Annotated in this window: 16 protein-coding genes; 11 read left to right on the plus strand and 5 right to left on the minus strand. The window is 53.0% G+C overall.

The window, feature by feature from the left end; genetic code table 11:
• Positions 1-243 precede the first annotated feature (243 nt).
• Together IMCC3135_RS04035 and IMCC3135_RS04040 are read left to right on the plus strand one after the other, a co-directional pair.
• Complete coding sequence (locus IMCC3135_RS04035; protein ID WP_088916424.1) at positions 244-1,347, plus strand: mandelate racemase/muconate lactonizing enzyme family protein; 1,104 nt, start codon at positions 244-246, stop codon at positions 1,345-1,347.
• Between the two features lie 18 nt (positions 1,348-1,365).
• Complete coding sequence (locus IMCC3135_RS04040) at positions 1,366-2,802, plus strand: aldehyde dehydrogenase family protein (protein WP_088916425.1); 1,437 nt, start codon at positions 1,366-1,368, stop codon at positions 2,800-2,802.
• A 12-nt stretch (positions 2,803-2,814) separates the two neighbouring features.
• On the opposite strand, the gene IMCC3135_RS04045 is transcribed toward IMCC3135_RS04040, so the two are convergent.
• On the minus strand, positions 2,815-3,528 hold the full coding sequence (locus tag IMCC3135_RS04045; RefSeq protein ID WP_088916426.1) for an FCD domain-containing protein: 714 nt from the start codon (positions 3,526-3,528) through the stop codon (positions 2,815-2,817).
• A 178-nt stretch (positions 3,529-3,706) separates the two neighbouring features.
• On the opposite strand from IMCC3135_RS04045, the gene IMCC3135_RS04050 reads away from it, so the two are divergent.
• From IMCC3135_RS04050 to IMCC3135_RS04060, 3 genes are all read left to right on the plus strand, one after another.
• The gene (locus IMCC3135_RS04050; RefSeq protein ID WP_088916427.1) at positions 3,707-4,003 is read left to right on the plus strand and encodes a helix-turn-helix domain-containing protein; all 297 of its coding nucleotides are present in this window, start codon (positions 3,707-3,709) and stop codon (positions 4,001-4,003) included.
• A gap of 68 nt (positions 4,004-4,071) precedes the next feature.
• Entirely contained in the window at positions 4,072-8,037 is a 3,966-nt protein-coding gene (locus IMCC3135_RS04055) for a chemotaxis protein CheB (RefSeq protein WP_088916428.1), read from the plus strand.
• Positions 8,038-8,042: 5 nt separating this feature from the next.
• A complete protein-coding gene (locus tag IMCC3135_RS04060; RefSeq protein WP_236994804.1) occupies positions 8,043-8,480 on the plus strand; it encodes a response regulator in 438 nt (145 codons plus the stop codon).
• Positions 8,481-8,673: 193 nt separating this feature from the next.
• Here IMCC3135_RS04060 and IMCC3135_RS04065 read toward each other — a convergent pair whose 3' ends face one another.
• The 4 genes from IMCC3135_RS04065 to IMCC3135_RS04080 form a co-directional block, all read right to left on the minus strand.
• Positions 8,674-9,858 (minus strand): patatin-like phospholipase family protein, encoded by a 1,185-nt coding sequence (locus IMCC3135_RS04065; RefSeq protein WP_088916430.1) that lies wholly within the window; start codon positions 9,856-9,858, stop codon positions 8,674-8,676.
• A 187-nt stretch (positions 9,859-10,045) separates the two neighbouring features.
• The gene (locus tag IMCC3135_RS04070; RefSeq protein WP_088916431.1) at positions 10,046-11,644 is read right to left on the minus strand and encodes an isocitrate lyase; all 1,599 of its coding nucleotides are present in this window, start codon (positions 11,642-11,644) and stop codon (positions 10,046-10,048) included.
• Positions 11,645-11,724: 80 nt separating this feature from the next.
• The gene (locus tag IMCC3135_RS04075; RefSeq protein ID WP_088916432.1) at positions 11,725-12,069 is read right to left on the minus strand and encodes an aldolase/citrate lyase/malate synthase family protein; all 345 of its coding nucleotides are present in this window, start codon (positions 12,067-12,069) and stop codon (positions 11,725-11,727) included.
• Positions 12,070-12,284: 215 nt separating this feature from the next.
• Positions 12,285-12,758, minus strand: coding sequence for an Lrp/AsnC family transcriptional regulator (locus IMCC3135_RS04080; RefSeq protein WP_088916433.1), 474 nt, complete (start codon positions 12,756-12,758; stop codon positions 12,285-12,287).
• A gap of 114 nt (positions 12,759-12,872) precedes the next feature.
• Between IMCC3135_RS04080 and IMCC3135_RS04085 the strand changes: the two genes are divergently transcribed.
• The 6 genes from IMCC3135_RS04085 to IMCC3135_RS04110 all read left to right on the plus strand — a co-directional run bounded on the left by IMCC3135_RS04085 (position 12,873) and on the right by IMCC3135_RS04110 (position 21,599).
• On the plus strand, positions 12,873-14,318 hold the full coding sequence (locus IMCC3135_RS04085; RefSeq protein ID WP_088916434.1) for an aminotransferase class V-fold PLP-dependent enzyme: 1,446 nt from the start codon (positions 12,873-12,875) through the stop codon (positions 14,316-14,318).
• Positions 14,319-14,373: 55 nt separating this feature from the next.
• On the plus strand, positions 14,374-14,592 hold the full coding sequence (locus tag IMCC3135_RS04090; RefSeq protein WP_088916435.1) for a peptidoglycan-binding domain-containing protein: 219 nt from the start codon (positions 14,374-14,376) through the stop codon (positions 14,590-14,592).
• Between the two features lie 78 nt (positions 14,593-14,670).
• Positions 14,671-15,705, plus strand: coding sequence for a J domain-containing protein (locus IMCC3135_RS04095; RefSeq protein ID WP_088916436.1), 1,035 nt, complete (start codon positions 14,671-14,673; stop codon positions 15,703-15,705).
• Positions 15,706-15,934: 229 nt separating this feature from the next.
• Positions 15,935-17,461 (plus strand): efflux RND transporter periplasmic adaptor subunit, encoded by a 1,527-nt coding sequence (locus IMCC3135_RS04100; protein WP_088916437.1) that lies wholly within the window; start codon positions 15,935-15,937, stop codon positions 17,459-17,461.
• On the plus strand, positions 17,458-19,605 hold the full coding sequence (locus tag IMCC3135_RS04105) for a hypothetical protein (RefSeq protein ID WP_088916438.1): 2,148 nt from the start codon (positions 17,458-17,460) through the stop codon (positions 19,603-19,605). The genes IMCC3135_RS04100 and IMCC3135_RS04105 overlap by 4 nt, the downstream gene beginning before the upstream one ends.
• Complete coding sequence (locus IMCC3135_RS04110) at positions 19,602-21,599, plus strand: preprotein translocase subunit SecA (protein WP_088916439.1); 1,998 nt, start codon at positions 19,602-19,604, stop codon at positions 21,597-21,599. Before IMCC3135_RS04105 ends, IMCC3135_RS04110 begins: the two co-directional genes overlap by 4 nt.
• The last annotated feature ends 1 nt before the right edge of the window (position 21,600 follow it).

The raw sequence follows: 21,600 nt of genomic DNA on the forward strand, positions 1-21,600 counted from the left end.
GCACGAGCCCAGCGGGTTTGTTGCCCGTGCTAGCCAAGTGGAGAGACCTTGATCGCGGGCTTTGCTAATCAGTGCAAATGTCGAATCATGTTTGATCGTACTAAAATACATTCTTCGAGTTTATGTCGCGCTATAACGATGTAAAAGTCAAACTTCTTGCGTGAGTGACTTCACTGTTGTACGATCAAACTATCTGCGGTTATACATTTTACCGCTGCACCGATTCGTTGGAGAGACGCTTTTATGCCCACGATTACCCGTATTGAAGTACGGCACCTGAAAGTGCCTCTGGACGAGGTGTTGGTAGATGCCAAGCACGGAGCACATACGCACTTCGAATTGATTGCCGTGATCATTGATACGGACGATGGTCTGTCGGGTACGGGGTATACCTACACGGGCGGCAAAGGTGGGCACGCTATCTCGGCCATGCTGACCCATGATCTGAAGCCATTTTTACTGGGGACCGATGCCGAACACGTTGAACGTCTGCATGATGATATGCAGTGGCATGTACATTATGTGGCCAGAGGCGGAATAGCCTCATTTGCCATCTCTGCCGTTGATATTGCCCTGTGGGATTTACGCGGCAAGCGCAGCAACGCACCCTTATGGGAAATGGCCGGCGGGGCGAGAAAAAGCTGCCGTGCCTATCGTGGTGGTATTGATCTGAATTTTCCATTGCCGCGTCTGCTGGATGAAGTTCGATCTTATCTTGAGCGCGGTTTCAATGGCGTGAAGATCAAGGTCGGACAACCGGCGTTAGCTGATGATGTTGCACGTGTCAAAGCGGTTCGTGAACTGATCGGGCCAGATTGCACTTTCATGGTCGATGCCAATTACTCCATGACGGTTAATGAAGCAATAGCGGCTTCCAGGGCATTCGAACCCTATGACATCTACTGGTTTGAAGAGCCGATCATTCCCGACGACTACGCCGGTTATGCACGTATTGCCGATGCGGTGGATATGCCGCTTGTCATGGGCGAGAATCTGCACACCGAATATGAATTCGGCTATGCCCTGGAGCGCTCCAGGCTCAGTTTTCTTCAGGCAGATGCTTCCAATTGCGGGGGAATTACCGGTTGGCTGCGGGCCGCTGGGATGGCTCGCAAGGCAGGGTTGGAAATTTCCAGTCATGGCATGCAGGAATTGCATGTGAGTCTGGTTTGCGCTCAGTCGAATGCCGGTTGGATCGAGGTTCATTCATTTCCGATTGATCGATATACCACTCGTCCATTCGAACTTGATAAATCACTGGCAGTCGCACCTGATATCGCAGGAACTGGAGTGGTGTTTGACTGGGACAAGCTTGCTCAACAGGCAGAGCGAATCTCTTTCCAATAAATCAGGTTGATTACTCAGATGACATATTATCGGTGTTTCATAGATAACGAATGGGTCGAAGCTATCAGTGGCAAGCGGCTATCGGTTGATAACCCTGCAACTGGCGAAGTTTTTGCTGAAGTGCCTGCCTGCGGTGCTGAAGATGCAGAGCGAGCTCTGCAATCATCGGAGCGGGCTCGGATGCAGTGGGCGTTGCTGCCTCCAGTCCAGCGTGCGGGATATCTGTACAAGATTTGCGATAGCTTGCAAGCTGAGCGTGATCACTTTGCCCGGCTGCTGGTCATGGAGCAGGGCAAGACTCTGGCAGAGGCAGAGTTCGAGGTAGATGACACGATTCGCTACATGGGCTATGCAGCGGAAGCTGCCCGACGAATTCAAGGAGAAATTCTGCCGGCTGATATGCCGAACGAACAGCTCTATATCCATCGTGTGCCCTATGGTGTAACGCTGGGTATCTGTGCCTACAACTATCCGCTGGCGTTGATTGGCCGAAAATTGGGGCCGGCGCTGGTGGCTGGTAACGTCATGATCATCAAACCTCATGAGTCCACACCGGTGACGGCCAGTGAGTTCTGCCGCCTGGTCGAGAAGGCTGGTTTACCCAAAGGGGTGGTGAACATGGTGACCGGAACCGGCCCCGAATTGGGTCAGAAGCTGGTGGAAAGTCCGATCACCAGAATGATCAGCGTGACAGGATCCATTCGAGCCGGACAGGCGATTGCAGCAGCTGCTGCAAAGAATCTGGCAGCATTATCGTTGGAGCTAGGTGGCAATGCCCCCTTTATTGTACTCAAGGATGCTGATATCGATGCCGCTGTTGAGGCGGCTGCAGTGGCCCGGTTTGCCAATGCCGGTCAGGTCTGTATTTGTAACGAAAGTGTTCTGGTCGAGGATAGTATCGCCGAAGAATTTACTGAAAAACTATTGAAAAGGGTGGCCGCTGTAAAACTGGCTGATCCCATGACTAATACAGGTATGGGGCCTGTGACAACCGCGGGCTCACTGGAACGCATTCAGGCAATGGTTGCACGTGGGGTTGCGGACGGTGCTGAAATTGCCATCGGCGGCAAGCGTGGTGAAGGTGAACAATTTGGCAATGGATATTGGTTTGAGCCCACCGTGCTGGTGAATGCCAGAGCTGATTCTGAGACGGTCACCGATGAATTGTTCGGGCCTGTGCTGCCCGTCGTCAGAATCGAGGGCTATGAAGAGGCACTGACCATTGCCAATAACAGGCAAGATGGTTTGTCAGCCTATCTGTGGACTCGTAATCCTTCGATATTCATGGACGCTATCAAAAGGCTGGAAACCGGCACCATCTTTCTTAACAAGGGCATCGTAGGCTACGTCAATGGCTACCACAATGGACACAAACTCAGTGGCCTGGGTGGTGAGGACGGAACTCACGGGCTGGAGGGCTATATGCAAAAACGCACGGTGTATATGGCCTACTAGCTGTCGAAGGAATCAGGACAGTTCGAAGGTATTCCTGACCAGATCCCAGGCGTTAGCCAGGTGGTAGTTCAGAGCCGCTTCGGCAGCATCCGGATCGCGGTTGAGGATGCCTTCGAAAATCAATTTGTGGGCCTTGTAATTTTCCTCGTTCCGCTCTGGCATGCGGGGCATGCGGTCCCAGTGAGGAGCTAGCCAGGATGTGAAACCGGCATGCACGGCGGGCAGAATAGGGTTGTCACCCAGTTCGTAAAGCACGCGATGGAACGCGGTGTCAGTCTTATAGAATAGTGCAGAGTCGTCGATGGCGTCACGGTTTGCGTTCAGGGCGTCTCTTAGGGTTTTGATGCCGTCTTTGTCTGCATGGCTGGCAGCATGGCGTACCAGACCAGATTCGATGAACACGCGCATCTTGTAGAGATTCTCAACGCCACCTTTGGCGGCAAGCATCTGCTGCACGATAGGTGTCGTGATGGCGAATGCCGTTTCCATACCCGGTTTGCGGATAGTGGGACGAAAACGAGGTTTGCAATCGAGCAGGCCCCGGTTCGACAAAGCGGTAATGGCTTCCCGAACCACCGTGCGACTGGCTTGGAACTCCTCCATCAATAGCCGCTCGGAAGGCAGTATGGCGCCTACAGACAGGCGTCCATCAAGAATGCGCTGTTCTACTTCCTGTACGATATCGTCGGCTCTGCGTTTGCCGTCGTCTTTCTGGTCGTGCGCCATCTTTACGTGATCTGGAAGAATGTAGAAACTGCGGATAGTCTAACGTATTGCAGCAGTAACATAAGTAAGGATTCCAGTAGGCAAAAGCACAAGGGGTACATGCGTGCGAGCCGCGCTGGCACAACGTGTGCACGAGCATGTCTGATTGCAACTGAATATTTCCAGGGGTTGGCTGGTCATGACGACTAACGAGGGTACGTATACTGCATTTACGCATGAGACAGTGCTGCTTCTTGGCCAGATGATCAAACTGGCCCGGATTCAACGCGGAATGAGTGAAAGCGACCTCGCTGTACGGGCCAATATGGCGCGTGGCATGTTGCAGAAAATCGAGAGGGGCAATATGGACGTCCCGGTCGGCTGCTTTTTCGAGGCATCTACGCTAGTGGGTCTGAAGTTATTCGAAACCGATGATATCGAACGTCTGAGAGAGCATCGGGCCAGGATTGTCGGCAAGATAGCAGCCAGCGGATAGGAGTAAGCGGATAGTTTGTTTCCGTTTCGGAATGTGCACTCATCGCCGTAGTGACAGAGCAAAGTAGAATGGAATCAAACGAATCGAGCGAACCCCAGCCTTTCTGGGTTGGCATCGGTGCCTCAGCAGGCGGGCTGGAGGCTTTGAGAGCAGTCGTCAGGCAACTGGATACAGGTCTCAACACGACGTATATCGTGGCGCAACACATGTCGCCACACCACAAGAGTCTGCTCACCGAAATAATTGGCCGGGAAACAACGTTACCTGTGCTTGATGTGACAAATAACCTGGTACCTGCTGCAGGTACCATCTATATCACGCCCCCGAACACGAATGTGCTCGTTAAAGAGGGTCGCATTTATCTGCAACAGCCTACCAACTCCAAAGTTACGCCGAAACCGAGCGTTGATCTGTTTCTGGCGAGTCTTGCCGTCAGTCAAGGCCCTGGTGCCATAGCCATTATCCTGTCAGGTACGGGTAGCGATGGTGCTGCGGGCATGAAGGCTATCAGTGAGGCGGGTGGGCTATGCATCGCACAGGACGAGCACACCGCAAAATACACCGGCATGCCGCTCGCCTCCCAAGACACCGGAATAGTCGATCTGGTCTTGTCGCCCGAAGAGATTGGCAAGGCCTTCCACCGTTTCATAGAGACACCTCGCAATCTGGACTCGCTCCAGAATGCGCAACTAAGCAATGATGCTCTGGAAGGTCTGATCCGACTACTCTACAAGCAGACTCGAGTCGATTTTCGTCACTACAAGACTGCCACGGTGCGGCGGCGCGTCGAGCGGCGTATGGCGGCGGTTGATGCATCATCAGTGGATGACTATCTTGATATCGCTCGCGAGTCGGAGGAGGAGGTGGGTCTTCTCTTCAAGGATCTGATGATCACAGTGACCTCGTTTTTCCGAGACCCTGACGAGTTCGATGCGCTCCGGCTCCATGTTGCGTTCTTGATCAAAGAGCGAAAGGGCAAGGACATAAGGGTATGGATCGCAGGTGTTGCCACCGGTGAAGAGGTTTACTCGATTGCCATGCTGTTTGCAGATGTCTTGGGTAGCCTGACGAATTTCAGTGCGGCCAAGTTACAATTCTTCGCCACGGATATAGATGCTGAAGCGATCACACTCGCACGACGCGGGTTCTATGCTGAAGCCTCACTGGGCGCACTCGACAACGAGCGGTTGAAGGCATACTTTGATCCCTCTCCAGGTGGCTATACGGTGAAGAAGTCGATTCGCGAGCGTGTCGTATTCTCACTGCATGATGTCACACGGGACCCGCCTTTTCAAAAAATCGATTTGATCAGTTGCAGGAATTTGCTGATCTATTTTCAGGCGTCTTTACAAGCGAAGGTCTTTGACCGGTTCCATTTCGCGTTGCGCGACAAGGCATTACTTTTTCTGGGCAAATCGGAGGCGGTCAGCGCCTCGCCGAAGTTGTTCTTGCCCTTGAGGCCAGACAAGCATATCTTCCGGCAGAGCTCAAGCCGACGCCAACGGATCGGCAGCCAGCCGTTAACGACAAGATACCTTGCACCGGTGGTGCGAGCCGACAGCAAGTCGGTCAGTGTCGAGCAGTTAAACGCCGTCGCGAATCAGTTGGAATCGCTGATTCGAGCCATTGGACCGAATGCTATTCTGGTCAACAGGGAGGTGCAGATTCTCAAGGTCTTTGGCAATATTGACGCCTACTCGGGTCTCTCTGCGAGCGCTCGTATTGACACCAGCGTAACCTCACTGCTACGTGAACCGTGGTCGCTGGACATCCGCACCGCGGTACCCTCTGTGCTGCGTAACGGCATCATGTACGAGGGGCTGGCACAGCAGGCACCCGCTGATGCAACACATCGGACTCGTCTCGTCATTTATCCTATGGCAGATCTTGAGCAAGAGAATCATCTTGCATTGGTCGTTTTCAAATCCTGGGTCGACAACTGCGAAGTTGCCGAGTACGACTCTGGCGACAATACGCTCCAGGCAGAGACCATCAGGGAGCTTACGCGCGAACTCGACATCGCCAGAGGTGATCTGCAGTTTACCGTTGAACAGCTGGAGACCGCTAACGAGGAATTGCAGGCACTCAATGAAGAATTCCAGTCGAGCAACGAAGAGTTGCAGTCGACGAATGAGGAGCTGGAAACTTCCAACGAGGAGTTGCAATCGACCAATGAGGAACTCTCAACGGTCAACGAGGAAATGAATGTCAATGCACAGCAGTTGAGAACAGTCAACGCCAGTCAGCGCAATATTCTTGACAATGTTCAAGCACCGATGATCGTAGTCGATCGACAACTCTATATCGTTGATTCGAGCCTGTCTGCGCAAATGTGGTTCCAGCTGCCTGCAGATGTGGAAGCGCCACATCTGTCCCGTTGCCGCCTGCCCATCGATTTCCCACCGATTGAGGCACTGGTTAATGAGGCTATAGAGCTGCGCAAAACACTGGTCAGAACGGTGATGCTTCAACGCACGAATTCGACGCTGTCGGTGGCGCCCTACTACGGCGTTGATGACATGTTGTCTGGCGTCATCGTGCAGATCAGCGACAACTCGGTTGCAGTCAGAAAAATGAAGGACGAGCTCGAACTTATTTTTGCACACACCCCAGCGGCAATCGTGTTGTGTGAGCGTGATGGCCGGGTTGTCAATGCCAACCCGAAGGCCTGCGAATGGCTTGGCTTCACACTGGAGCAGCCTCCAGCTGATATTCGCAATCTTCTGCCTGCGGATGTGCCGTTGACACTGGCCCATTGTGACCACACGAATGGCGTCGATTGCGAGCCAGTGAGTGGCAAGAAAATCTCACTCAAGGGTGCAGACGGTCATGCGCGTTGGGTGTCATTAAAGTCCGTTCCGTTCATGGCTGGAGAGAATGATCTTGAGATGGCGCTGGTTGTGCTTGAGGATGAGACTGAGCTGACCGATCAGCTCGCGCAGGCACGTGCGATGAATCATCATCTGTTGCTCGCAGAAAGTCTCTCGCAGGTGGGCTACTGGTCCGTTGGAGTGGGGGAGGCGAGCGAGGTGACGTGGTCTGATCAGGTGTACGTAATTCACGGTGTGGAGCGGACCAACTTCACGCCGAACCTGGAAAATGGGATCAATTTCTACCACGAAGATGACGTGACACTGGTTCGAGAGAGTCTTGCGACAGCCATACGGGAGCGCTCTGGATTCCGTTTTACGGCACGATTGCGTCGTGCAGACGGAGAGCTGCGCATAGTGCGTACTTTGGGTCTCGTTCAGCTGGACAAGAACAATGAGATTGCGTGCATATTTGGTGTCTTTCAGGACATCACCGAGGCTGAGTTGCGTGAGCGACGTCTTTGCGAGGCTCGCGATGAGCTTGAACGATCAAACGAGGAGCTCAGCCGTTTTTCATATGTCTGTTCGCACGATATGAAGGAGCCGGTGCGCCTGATCACATCGATGGTCGAGATGCTGCAAGAGCCAGAGACACGTGCAGACGAAGAGGATATGACTGAATTGCTCAAACGCATAGGCAATAATACTCATCGTCTGAACGCTATCATTGGTAGTCTGCTAGCTTACTCGCGCGTCGAGGCCCGCATTGAATTCATGCCAGTTGACCTGAACGTTGTCGCCGCCGAAATAAGCGAGAGCCTGTCATTGCTTGTCGCAGAACGGGGAGCGGAGCTGAAAATAGAAACTCTACCCACCGTGCAAGGGGCGCATGTGCATTTCACACAATTATTACAGAATCTGATCGGTAATTCGTTGAAGTACATGGATGGGCCTTCCCCTCTTGTGAAGGTACGCTCCCATATGATGGAGACCGGTTATAGCCTTATTATCGAGGACAACGGACCGGGTATACCGTTAGACATGCAGACAAAGATATTCGATATATTCACACGCCTTGAACTCAGTTCGGAGGTTGAGGGGACGGGGCTCGGTCTGGCAATTTGCAAACGGATAGTCAGTCAGTACGACGGCACGATCATCTGCACCGATAGTGATCTTGGTGGTGCACGCTTCACGATCTTGTTGCCGGAGAGGCTCCATTGAGCACAGTGCCTATTCATACAATTTACTATGTCGAGGACTCAGAAGATGAAGTTTATCTTGCAAAACGAATTCTGAAGCGTACGCAGCCTTCTCTGACGTTGCATCATTTCGAGCGTTTTGATTCCTTCCAGACCATGCTTGGCGAGGGGCTGAAGCTGGACGTCCAGGGCTCGATCATGGTGCTGGATCTGAACCTGAAGATTTGCAGTGGCATTGATTGTCTGAAGACTTTGCGTGAAGAAGAGCAGTGCGCCGGAATGCTGATCGGAATATGTACCGGTTCCGAGGATCCGGCGGATCGACGCGATGCATTGGAGTCGGGCGCAGATTATTTCATCGCAAAGCCATTGATACCGACGGGTCTTGAGAAAATCTGCAGTTGTATTGATGAGTTGGAATGGGTACCAGACAGTGAAGACGGACTCTACTTGCGACGTATCTGAGTGAGGTGTTGGCAGGCAGGGCAATACCTGTCGCTTTTACAGAGCTGGCTCAGCAGCCGTGGCTTCTGCCGCTTTGGCGGCAGCAGCATCTGTGTTAGCTCCTGCCCAGTACGAGCATCCACCAGCTTCGCTACAGTATTGTACCGGTTCGTTGATAATCACGAATGACGAGTCCTTGTCAGAAGTGTACCGATTAACGCTGTGAAAAAAAATTGACTATCTCCTCAGCCCGATTCAATCCGTCTTGTCGACCCAGTTCAATCAGTGTCCGTATGTACTCCTTGTCAAAGAGCAGATAGGAGCTCAGGCCCACGCCGCGTGGTCCGGTGGCACCCAGAATTCGTAACGCACTGCGCGTGGTTCTGGGCAGGTTGCGGATAAAGGGTGCGGCGAGGGAGTCCAGTCGTTGGCTGGGTGTTATGGACAGCAGCTCCAGTGGTTTTAGTTCGGACTCCATTCTCTGCTGCTCAGTCATGAGCTGGAGCGTGCGGTTGATCCGCTCCAGTCTTTCCACATCGCCGGCTACGCCATCCAGGAAAATACTGGCCATGACATGACCGCCAATCTGCCCCAGGCTGGGGTAGTCGGTCTGATGGTTTGAGCTCTGCAGGGCCTCTGCATCGTCCTCGACACGTCCGGCACCGATCACAACAATACGACGGGCCCCCAGATGTATGGCCGGACTGATGGGGGAGCTTTGACGCATGGCACCATCACCGAAGAATTCCAGACGTGCACCGATGGGCAATTGAGTGGCAGGAAATACCAGAGGGATAGCGCTGGATGCCATCAGGTGTTCCAACCCGATGGTGCATCGTTCGGCAAGTCGGCGTGTTCTTGTCCAGGGCTTTATATTGTTTCGAGACTGATAAAAGGTAATGTGCTGACCTGAGGAATAGCTTGACGTGCTGATCGCCAGAGCATCCAGATGGCCTTGGGCAATGGATTTTTCGATGGCACCGAAATCTATTTTTCTGCTTAGCATCTGGCGCAATGGCCGATTGTCGAATAATGAGCGTGGAGCCTCACGAATCAACCATCCCATGGATAGTGTGCTCAGCCAGTGAGCCGCGTTGGCAAGGGCTCCGGGGACATCTGTGCGGTAGACATCACACGGTTTGAAGGCACTCCATTCGGACACCAGTTGACGGACAGCCTGATCGTAGGATTCAGTATGACTGGCCAGCCAGGCAACATTGATCGCACCGGCGGATGTGCCACACAGTACGTTGAAAGGGAACGGTTGCTGGTAGTTTGGATCTGCGTTCAGCAGCTGGCGAATGGCATCCAGCACACCTATCTGGTAGGCGGCGCGGGCACCACCTCCACCGAGAATCAGCGCTGTTTTGGGGGCTGTTGACTTGAGCTTATCAGCCATGATTGAGCTGTCATGCAATTGAATAAGCGTATTGTAGGGGCGGCTGAAAAGGATAGCCAATTGTTTTCCAATCGACCCACACTAGCCTTTGGCTTTATCCCGGAACCACATGTGCTCAACGTAAAAGGGCTCCTGCCATTGGCAGGAGCCCTTCAATACAACTCAGAACTTCAGAAAACGTCAGACTCTAGCCAAACTGATTCATCGTGTTGTCTTTGCCTGAAGCCTTGAGTGCCTGAGCACCAGAGAAATACTCTTTGTGATCGTCACCAATGTTGGATCCGGACATATCCTGATGCTTGACGCAGGCCAGTCCTTCACGAATCTCACGACGTTGTATTTCGCGAACGTAGGCCAGCATGCCCTGGTCGCCGAAGTAGTCCTTGGCCAGTGAGTCAGTAGACTGCGCCGCAGTGTGGTAAGTCGGCAAAGTGATCAGGTGATGGAAGATACCGGCATGAGCGGCGGCATCAGACTGGAACGCCTGGATACGAGCATCGGCTTCCTGACCCAGTTCAGTCTGATCATAGTTCACACTCATCAGATCAGCACGATCGTAGTCTGTGACAGCGCGGCCTTCTTCCTGCCATGCATCGAATACCTGCTGGCGGAAGTTCAGTGTCCAGTTGAATGAAGGGCTGTTGTTATAGACCAGTTTTGCATTCGGGATATGTTCGCGGATGCGATTGACCATTCCTGCGATCTGGCCAACGTGTGGCTTTTCGGTTTCGATCCAGAGCAGGTCAGCGCCGTTTTGCAGGGCTGTGATGCAGTCAAGAACACAGCGATCTTCGCCAGTGCCAGACTTGAATTGTATGAGGCCATTAGGCAGGCGGTTCGGTTTGATCAGCTTGCTGCCCTGGCGGATAACCAGATCACCGGAATTAACCTGATCAAACGATTCGATTTCCTCGCCAGCGATGAAAGCGTTGTACTGATCACCCAGGTCACCTGCTTCACGAGATACTGGAATCTTCTGAGTCAGGCCAGCACCCAATGAATCGGTACGGGCAACGATGATTCCATCTTCAACACCCAGTTCCAGGAAGGCGTAGCGAATAGCGTTGATCTTGGCCAGAAAATCTTCATGAGGAACTGTAACCTTGCCATCCTGATGACCGCACTGCTTGACGTCTGATACCTGGTTTTCGATCTGCAGGCAGCAAGCACCGGCAAGAATCATTTTCTTGGCCAGCTGATAGGTCGCTTCTTCATTACCAAAGCCGGCGTCGATGTCAGCAATGATAGGTACAACATGTGTCTGGAAGTTGTCGATCTTGTCCATGACAGCTTTTTCTTGCACCTGGTTGCCTTCGGCGCGAGCGTTGTCCAGATCGGTGAACAGATGACGCAGTTCACGTGCATCTGCCTGCTTGAGGAATGTGTACAGCTCTTCGATCAGGTCAGAAACAGAAGTCTTTTCATGAATGGACTGATCTGGCAATGGACCGAACTCGGAACGCATTGCTGCGACCATCCAACCTGACAGATAGAGGTAGGTGCCTTTGGTTGTGCCAAAGTGCTTCTTTACCGAAATGAGTTTCTGTTGGCCGATGAAACCGTGCCAGCAACCCAGAGACTGCGTGTATTGGCTGGGGTCCTTGTCATAAGCTTCCATGTCCTGACGCATGATAGTCGCGGTGTAGCGTGCGATATCCAGTCCTGTTTTGAAACGGTTCTGCAATTGCATCCGTGCGACAGATTCGGGATTGATGGCAGACCAGCTTGTGCCATTGCGAGCGATTGAGTCGGCAGCTTCAGATGAAAGTGTTCGGTACTGATTCATTGGGTAAGTCCTGGCTATAAATTGGATCTTGAGAAGAAGGAGGTGGAAAAAAGCCCGCCTGCGTTAAGGTCGAGCTGGAGTTATAAGGAAGTATCTATTTGAGTAAGTAACTGCATTCTGTGCCCGGGATGGGCTTGTCCCTGTACCGCACATTGGCGACCAGGTTCTATTTCGACTTGAAGACCGTTGTGCTCCAGCAAGATGCAGCAGGGAGCTTCTTCAATGCCGCTGGCTTCGACAAACTGCGCAGGTTTTGCCAGACCTGTAGCACTGCCATCAGCCTGGATAACCAGCAGATGATCAAAATAGGAAAGGTAGGCAATTGCGGTGCCGTGCGAGCCTTCGGAAAGCGGAAAGCTATGATCCAGCATGTCAATTGCCTGATCCCAGCTGGTTGTTGTTCTGAATTGCTGATTCATGCCCATGGCTTTCACTCCCGAATGTGCGTCTGAAGACGTGGTGCCTGTCTAAAGGCTTAACGGCAGTTTAGAGAAAAACACATTAGAATTTCACAAAAGAAAATACACAGTGTGAATTACACAAAATGCGTTATGTTCAAATATTCACAAGTCTTTGAATACAAAGGAATAATGGGTTGTGGGTTTTTTGTGCAATGCAACAAGCTGTGTAAAATTATTTTCTACACAGATGGAGTCAGCGTGATTGGTCGCTGTTCTTCGATCGCTTCCATGGCGAAAAACGAGGTGACGGTGTCCAGTTCGACTGTCGCAATCAGTCGCCGGTAGACCGTATCGAAACTGTTCAAGTCCTGGGTGACGACCTTGAGCATGTAATCGTATTCACCCCCAATGCGGAAAAAATCAACGACTTCAGGAATGCTGGAAATATGTTCACTGAACTCGGTCAGCCACTGCGTGGAATGATGACGGGTACGAATCATGACAAACACCACCAGACTGGCGCCCAGTAAGTCGCGGTCCAGGATGACGGTGTGCTGGCGAATGACTCCTGCATCCTGTAACGCCTTGACCCGTCGCCAGCAGGCGTTCTGTGACAGATTGATTTTCTCGGCCAGGCTTCGTTGCGACTGAGAGGAGTCTTTTTGCAGCTCCTGTAAAAGCCGTATATCTACTTTATCTAGTTTTATGCTCATTCTTCGATCATATGATAGAGAAACAGAGTTAGGTAAGCATAAATAAGGCGAAATTATGCATTCTGAGTAACATAATATTCCGTTACGAGTTTTTGATCAGCGAATTGCACACACATGTCAGAGTCAGTCTTTTCCAAATTTTCAGCCATGCTGGCGCAGGAAGACCTGCTGGAGCGCCTGCGCGCAGGCTTGATCGGAAACGATGCCATGGTTGATGGGCCGTTTGGATCCAAGCCTCTGATTTACGCCGATTACGTTGCCTCTGGTAGGGCATTGCGGCAAATTGAACAGTTCGTGATGGAGGAAATTCTGCCTTTCTACTCCAACAGTCATACCGAAGCTTCTTATTGCGGCGGGTTCTGTACGCGCACACGCCAATCTGCCAGGCGTTACATTGCCGAGCAGCTGGGAGCTACGGATGAGTACAGCGTGCTGTTTACGGGGGCGGGTGCTACAGCTGGCATCAATAGAATTGTCAGCCTGCTGGGTCTGGCGCAAAGAGTACGTGAAGGCCAGCGCGTCGTCGTTCTGGTCGGACCCTATGAGCACCATTCGAACCTGTTGCCATGGCGCGAAACCGGAGCTTTGGTTGTTGAGCTTGCGGAAGCCGTTAGCGGTGGCCCGGATTTGCAGGATCTTGAACAGCAATTACAGCAGCATCAGGGCGCAGAGTGCATTGTGGGCGCTTTCTCTGCGGCATCCAATGTGACAGGCATCGTGACTGATGCCGATGCTGTCTGCCGATTGATGCATCAATACCATGCAATTTCTATCTGGGACTACGCCTGTGCCGCCCCCTACCTTCCGATGTCGTTGCAGGCAGGAACGGACACGGCAAAAGATGCCATCGTCTACTCTTCTCACAAGTTCACCGGGGGACCGGGTGCCTCGGGCGTTACCGTCATACGTAATGCCATTGCCAGCAGCACGACGCCGACCTGGCCCGGCGGTGGCACTGTGAGTTATGTATCACCCTGGAATCATGTCTATTCCGAGAGTCTGATTCATCGCGAGGAATCGGGAACACCCAATGTCATCGGCGATATCCGGGCGGCTTTGGTCCTGATGGTCAAGCAGGCCATGGGGGCCGACTGGTTGCAGGCTCGCCAGCAGCAATTACGATCCCGGGCCTTACAGCTCTGGCAGCAGAATCCGAATATTGAACTGATGGGCTCAACCACAGCTGAACATTGCCTGCCCATATTCTCGTTCAGGGTTCGTGACGGTGCCGGCGGATATGTTCACCATCAGCTATTTACGCGCCTTCTGAGTGATGTGCATGGCATTCAGGCACGCGGTGGATGCGCCTGTGCGGGCTCCTACGCACATCGTCTGTTGAGGTTGGATCAGCAGAACGCCGAAGCGGTGTTCGCTGCATTGAAAGCGGGGAACGAGGCGGAGAAGCCGGGTTGGGTTCGTCTGAATCTGTCCGCCCTGATGAGCGATGCCAAGGTCGATGAGGTCATCGACTCGGTAAACCGGCTGGCACTCAGTTCTGTTGACTATCAGAAACGCTATCAAGTGGACATTTCGACGGCCCAGTTTTTACCGCTCAATTGATCTGTTACTCTCGCGGGTATGATTTCCTGTGTTTGAGTGAGGTTTTGAAAGTCCGATGTCGTTGAATGATCGAGGCGCGCCCACGGCCTCAACCCAAAATGTAATGATGGTTCAGGAGAGCATGAAGGTCGCCGGGTTCTATCATGGGGATATTGATGGCCTGGCTGGCTCGAAGACGTACAACGCTGTTCGAGCCTACAAGAAGATGAATCATATGCCGGTCAATAATCAGCTGACTGATGAGTTCATTGAACATGTACGGGAACATGCCTGAAGAGACTAGCTGTATAATTATCCAGTAGTTACATCGGGCTCGTCTCCCAGCTCTCTCGGCTACCTGCAGACTGAGGGGATGAGAACACTGATCATCACCTCCGGCAAACGAGAGCACGGAGAGAATACGACACGGTTTCGACAATTGTGGGAGCAGGCAGAGCGCTTCTCGGCGCAAACCGCCGTGCTGGAATCAGAGCTGGACAGGCTGGCCGCACGGATCGAAGCGCATATTTTGCCGCTGGAACGTGAAGTGGGTGCACTTATTCGGCAAGTGCTGGTTCGGCAACTGGATTTTTCAAACAGAAAAACGCTGAGGAACTGGCAACGGGTCGAGCTGGAACGCAGAATCTCGACTCTTGTGTGTGATCTGGTGCAGATGGGACTACTTGATGCAGCCTTGCATGAACGACTCTCTGTGAGACTGGCTGCGAGTCTGGGGATTGCACTGGATGAGCAAAGTGGACTGTCTGCAGCTGAGCAAATAGACCGCTACCTGAATCATGAAATGGCTCAGTTCTACGATCCCTGCCAAGACGAATTCGAAGGCCTTCTGAACCATGAGAGTCAGAATTCTGCAGCGGGTACAACGGGTATTACGGCGTCAACAGGAGGCGAGACTCTGGACGATTCTGTCTTCAAACGCCTGTTCCGGCAGGCTGCGGCCGCCTTGCATCCGGATAAGGAAGCAGATAGTGAGCGGCTGGCAGAGAAGCACGAGTTGATGAAGCAACTGCTCAAAGCGCGCGAGGAGCGTGACCTGATCACTCTGCTGAGCCTGCATGAGCGATACGCCGTGGCGGATTCTGCCTTGAGTCGTGTCGATCAACAGCAGCTGGAGACCGTATTGCTTGAGCATCTGGAGAATCTGCATTGCCGACGCGATCAGATTGTCCACAAGTCTGCGGTGCACTGCATGGCGTTCCATCAGTTTCATGACAGAGTCCCGGCAGTAGTCGATGAGCTGATTGCTGAGTACATGGAAAGGTGCGAGCACAGGAAAGCTCCCTTGCGCCGCTTTGTGAGTGAAATTCACACGTTGAAGGATTATCAATCCCTGTTGAAAGACAACCGGGATGAAGACGAGGCGGATGAGAGGTTCATGGCCAGATAGTGAGCCATCAGAGCACGGAAGTGCTGCTCTGTACTTTCACGAGCGCTGATCTGAAAGTCGGCCTGATAGACAATTTGACAAACTATCACGCAGTTCGTCTCGACTGTCTGTCGGAGTTATCCAAAGGGTAAATGTATCGGATACAGATTTTTATCCACATGCCGATATTTCCGTAATCGTCACAATTACTGAGCATATGGATAGTCGCTGATAAGCGACTCGCAATCTCATGCGTGCTTCTCCCAAACCAGACTTGCCTACTGCCGACCCCGCTAAACTGGCGAAAGCAGACCGTGCTCCGGGCTTCGCGGCCAATGATTCGGGTAATGCACAGCCACGCGTCAAATCTGCATTGAATCGCCATATCGGTGATGCACGTACCGCTTTACTGGCGAAACGACAGGCTGTTGTGTTGCAGGTGCTGGCTGACTTCAGCAGCGAAGAGTCGTTGGAAAATGGACTGATTGCCGCGACCAATACCATCAAGAATCAGCTTCAATGCACACGCGTCTCATTCGGGCTGACTGTCAAGCAGCGCATCAGGGTAGTCGCCATATCGCAACAGGCTGATGTCAACGCCTGCACGGCAGAAGCCGAGTTACTGGCGGCCGCCATGCTAGAGGCCAGTCGCCAGGACGAGATGATCAGCCTTTGTGCCTCGAACCTCGGGGATAGTCGTTTACAGGCTCATCGACTGCTGTTGGCGGGACGTCCGGAGCACCAGATTGTATCTCTAGCTGTCTGTCATGAGGGAAAGTGCCTGGCTGTCATCTGTCTCGAGAGAGAGTCGTCAATCAGCATGTCGACGCTGACACTGCAATTAATCCGCAATGTGGCGGACACACTAGCGCCTCTGATCGCCGCACGGCGTACCAGTGAGCGCTCCTTGTACAGGCATGCACGGGATAGTTTGCTGAGCAGGACCAGCACCCTGGTCGCGATTCAGCATATGAAGCTCAAACTAAGCCTGATCTCGCTACTGGCGTTGATCCTTGCCGCCTCCTTGATCCAGGTTACCTACAACATCAAGGCACCGGCTGAACTGGTGCCCCTGGAGCGAAGAATCATCTCAGCTCCACGCGATGGCTACATTCGATCGGTTGAGACCGGAGCGGGAGACAATGTCACTGCCGGGGAGGTCTTGCTGCAGCTGGATACCGGAGAGTTGCGTGTCGAGCAATCACGCTGGAACAGTGAGCTGGCTGGAACAGCGACCAAATTTCGCACAGCCATGGCCACACGAGACCGACGCGAGATGGCCATATTGGGCGCTGAGTCAAGCAGGCTCAAGGCGCAGCTACAGCTGGTGGAAACACAATTGGCCCGCTCGGCCATAAAGGCACCGGTTACCGGCGTGATAGTCAGTGGTGAGTTGTCACAGATGGTGGGGGCTCCTGTGGAAAGAGGCCAGACACTGATGGAGATCGCCCCCCCAGAAGGTTATGAGGTCTATCTGATGGTTGATGAGAAAGACATCAACAGGATCAGTGTAGCGGACAAGGGCTACTTGTCACTGAAGGCACTATCTGGCGAACAGCTGGCGTTTTCTGTGTCGGCCATTCACCCCATCGGTATTGCCGAGGGTGGCTTCAACCGGTTTCGTGTGCAGGCAAACATTGAGCGAGGCGATGCGATTCTGTTGCCGGGACAAACAGGTGTTGGCAAGATCGATGTCGGTTCTGCCTCTGTTCTCTGGCTTATGACGCATGAATTCTCTGACTGGTTCCGGCAGAAATACTGGGAGTGGCTGGGATGAGCTTTGATTCATTGTTCAGCGAACATTGGTATCGAGTCAAGAATCTAACGCCGGTGTTGGCGGATGATGTTCAGGTTAGTCGGCACGTCTATCGTTTGCAGCCGTCTTACGTGCTGCGCCGAGCTTCGACACGTAGCTGGCATCGCATCGATACATCGGGCTACGAGTTACTTGACCGCTTCAACGGTCGCCGTACGGTTCAGGAAGTCTGGGAAGCCAGTCTCGCCCAGCAAAACGATAATGCGGCGAGTCAGGCAGATCTGATCAACCTGTTGTCGCAGCTGCATGATGCAGATTTGCTGGTTGTCGATGCAAGGCTGGATACTGAGCAATTACTGGGTCGACGCGATCGCTTGCAAGGTGCCGATAAACGGCAGCGATATGGGAACCCGCTGTTTCTGCGAATGCGCCTGATGGATCCGGATAGCATTGTGAGCCGGATTGATCGGTCCATTCCGCGTCACTGTTTTCGTGCACTGGCAACAGTGACAATAGCGATCTGGCTTCTGGCCTTGTTCATGTTAATGCCCCGCTGGGCAGAACTGGGTTTGCAGATTGCCGACAATCAATTGTTTGACCCCCTGAATATTCTGCTGGTGGGTGCAATCTATCCGGTGCTGAAACTGTTGCACGAGCTGGCGCATGCGCTGGTGGTGAAACGCTACGGTGGTGATGTACGAGAATTTGGCGTAGCCCTGCTGGTACTGGTGCCCAATCCGTATGTGGATGCGAGTGCGGCAAGCATGTTTGCCGACAAGCATCAAAGGATGCTAGTCAGTGCCGCAGGCATACTGGTGGAAGTCACGCTAGCTGCGCTGGCAACTTTTGTCTGGCTCAATTCTACCGGGCTGATGCAGAGCGTGGCCTTGTCCGTGATGCTGATCGGCTTTGCCTCCACGCTGCTGTTCAACGGCAACCCTTTGCTCAAGTTCGATGGTTATTTTCTGTTGGCAGATTGGTTGGAGATTCCCAATCTGGCTGCTAAATCCAGGCAGTATCTGCTGGCAAATCTGGCCAGAATGACAGGCTCCAAAGTTGCCTCGGAGGTATTGCTGGCTGATGAACGAGAAAAATACTGGCTGCTTGCCTATGGCATCTTGTCCAGTATCTACCGCATTGCCCTGATGTTCGTGATCGCCTGGGTACTATCGTCGCAGTACTTTTTCTTTGGTGGGCTGTTGGCGGTTTACGTATGCATCACATCCATGGTCCTGCCGTTATGGAAAGCCATTGGCTTTGTCGGCAATCAGGAGGGCAAGGTACGCCAGAGAATCATGATCAGCGGAGCTCTGGTTTTCTGTCTGTTCAGCGCTGCCACCGTTGCCTTGCCGCTGCCCAAGGTGACAGTGACAGACGGCATCGTATGGCTGCCAGAGCAGGCGGTGTTGAGAGTTGTTCAGGGGTGCGAGGTGGAAACACTGCATGTCGCACCCGGTTCACTCGTCGCCATCGGTGAGCCACTTTTTGACTGCGTTGCTACTGAGTGGTCAGCCGAGGTTCGAATGCTGGAAGCCGATCTGATCAAGATTGATGCGCAGAGAGCGGGATTGCTGATCACAGACCCTGCCAGGCATCAAAGGCTGGTGAGTGAGAGAACCTCCATACAGAGTAGTTACGAGCTGGCGCTAAATCGTTTGAGTTTGCGGCAGGTGGTGGCAGCTAGTACAGGTCAGTTTCTGGTGGAAGGTCGTACTGATCTGCAAGGGCGCTACCTGCAAGCGAACTCGGTTGCAGGTTTTGTTGTACCGCGCGATAGCCGTACCATCAGACTGGCGCTCACCCAGGCTGAAGCAAGCTGGATGGATAGGGTAGAACAGAAGATCGAAGTGCAGTTCGATAACGGTCTGGCATCACGACAGGTATTTGCAAGCCGAATTACCCGCAAGACACCGCAGGCCAGCCAGCAGGTCGCCTCTGCTGCATTGACGACCCTGGGTGGCGGCAAGTTGCCTGCTGAGACGGGGCAAGACGATGTGATGGTCAGAGAGCCTGTCTTCGATATCGAGTTGGCATGGCCGGATACGGCAATCGGGCAGGCCATTGGCACACGAGTGAAAGTACGGTTTGATCAAGGCTCGGCAACGTTACTCGAAAGATTCATGGTCTTTGCCAGGCACGTTCTGATCACGAGGCAAACGGCATGAGTCAGACACTCGCGGTCGCCCGGCCGGGTCTCAGGCTGGGACTTCGGCCAGAATCAACTGCATCGTTATCACAAAGTGAATTTGATGCTGTCATTGCTCGCTGGTTGAACCATCGAGTGGTGCCAGAGTTGCGTAGTCTAAGAAAGTTCAGAAAGCGCCTGCAGGCAATCGATGAGGCAGAGCGGCAGGTCGGGGGGCTGGATCTTGTGGCCCGCAATTGTGTCGTGATCTCGTTGCGTGAATCCCTTGCTGGCAAGCGACTTGAAACCAGTGATCTGGTACAGGCCTTCGCCTTGATTCGGCTTGCCATGGAGCAGAGCCTGGGCTTGAGGTTGCACGATGAGCAACTATATGCCGGCTGGTGCCTGTTGACAGGTAATTGCATTGAAATGCAGACCGGCGAGGGCAAGACTGTCACCGCAGTCTTGCCTGCTATCGTCATGGCTCTTGCTGGGGTTCCGGTGCATGTCATCACAGCGAATGAATATCTGGTGCAACGAGACTGTCGTGAGCTAAATGCCGTTTATCAATGGTTCGGCTTGAGGAGCGGTATTGTGCTGGCCGAGCAGGACGAGTCTGAACGCCGCTCTGCCTATGCCTGTGACATCGTCTATTGCACTCATCAGCAGGTCGTATTTGATTATCTCAGGGATAGTCGTGCGATGGAAAAACACCGTAGAGGCATTACTGAAAAGATTCGCAATCTGCTGGACGTTGAACCCTATACACCTCTGCTGCGTGGTCTGTGTTTTGCCATTGTTGACGAGATCGATAGCGTACTGATAGATGATGCTCGCACACCGCTCATACTGGCCGAGATCAGCAGCTCAGAGGATCTGAGCATGGCAGATGCCGCCATCGCTCTGGCTATGGCCCGAGGTCTTGAGGAGGGCCTGCACTACACTTTGAGGCATGAGTTGCGTCAGGCCCATCTTTCCAAGACGGGTTTACAAGTGATTCGTGAGCGTACGCAACAACTATCAGGGACATGGCAGTTCGAACGATATCGTCACGAACGAATTTCTCAGGCGCTGACGGCCTTGTATTTGTACAGGCCTGATGTGGATTATCTGGTGCAGGGCGGCCGGGTAGAGTTGATTGATCAATCAACCGGCAGGCCAACACCACAGCGTCGTCTGCAGCATGGCCTGCATCGCATTCTTGAAGTGAAGGAGCGATGTAACGTGGGAGATGAATCCAATCCGGTTTCATCCTTGAGTTTTCAACGGTTCTTCACCCGTTACCACCGATTGTGTGGGATGAGTGGAACTGTGTGGGAAGCCCGTCAGGAATTGCATCGTGTGTATGGTCCACGGGTGGTGTCTGTACCCACTGCGCAAAAATCACTTCGCAAGATCATTCCGACAAGAGTTGCGGTATCACGCAAGACACAGCTTGAGCTGGTAGCCCGTCAGATCGAACAGCTGCGTAGTGCGGGTCGTTCTGTGCTGATAGGGACCAGAACCGTGCAACTGTCTGATCAGACCAGCCAGTATTTGTCGCATATCGGTATCGAGCATACGGTGCTGAACGCCCGGCAGGATACCGAGGAGGCCAGTGTGATATCGCAGGCTGGCAGAAAAGCCCAGGTAACAGTGGCCACGAACATGGCAGGTCGAGGAACTGATATCAAGCCGGATCCGGAGGTTATAGAAGCCGGCGGCCTGCATGTTATCAATCTGGAAATGAATGATTCCAGACGGATTGATCGGCAGCTGCACGGGCGTTCTGCCCGGCAGGGAGACCCTGGTTCCTGTCAAGATTTTCTCAGTCTTGACGATGAATTGATAGTGAAGGAACTTAATCCCTTGCTCTACAGCTTGCTGAGCATATTGGTGAAGGCTTCAGGCAGTGGATCATCACTGCTGATTACAGCTCTGATCCGTTCAGCGCAAAGCAAGGTTGAGAGACGCCATCACGAGCAAAGACTGGCAGTGTCTAAAGGACAGACACGACTTCAACGTGCTCTCGCTATAGGCGGTGGCAGTGAATAGC

Source organism: Granulosicoccus antarcticus IMCC3135 (genome assembly GCF_002215215.1).
Lineage (GTDB): Bacteria > Pseudomonadota > Gammaproteobacteria > Granulosicoccales > Granulosicoccaceae > Granulosicoccus > Granulosicoccus antarcticus.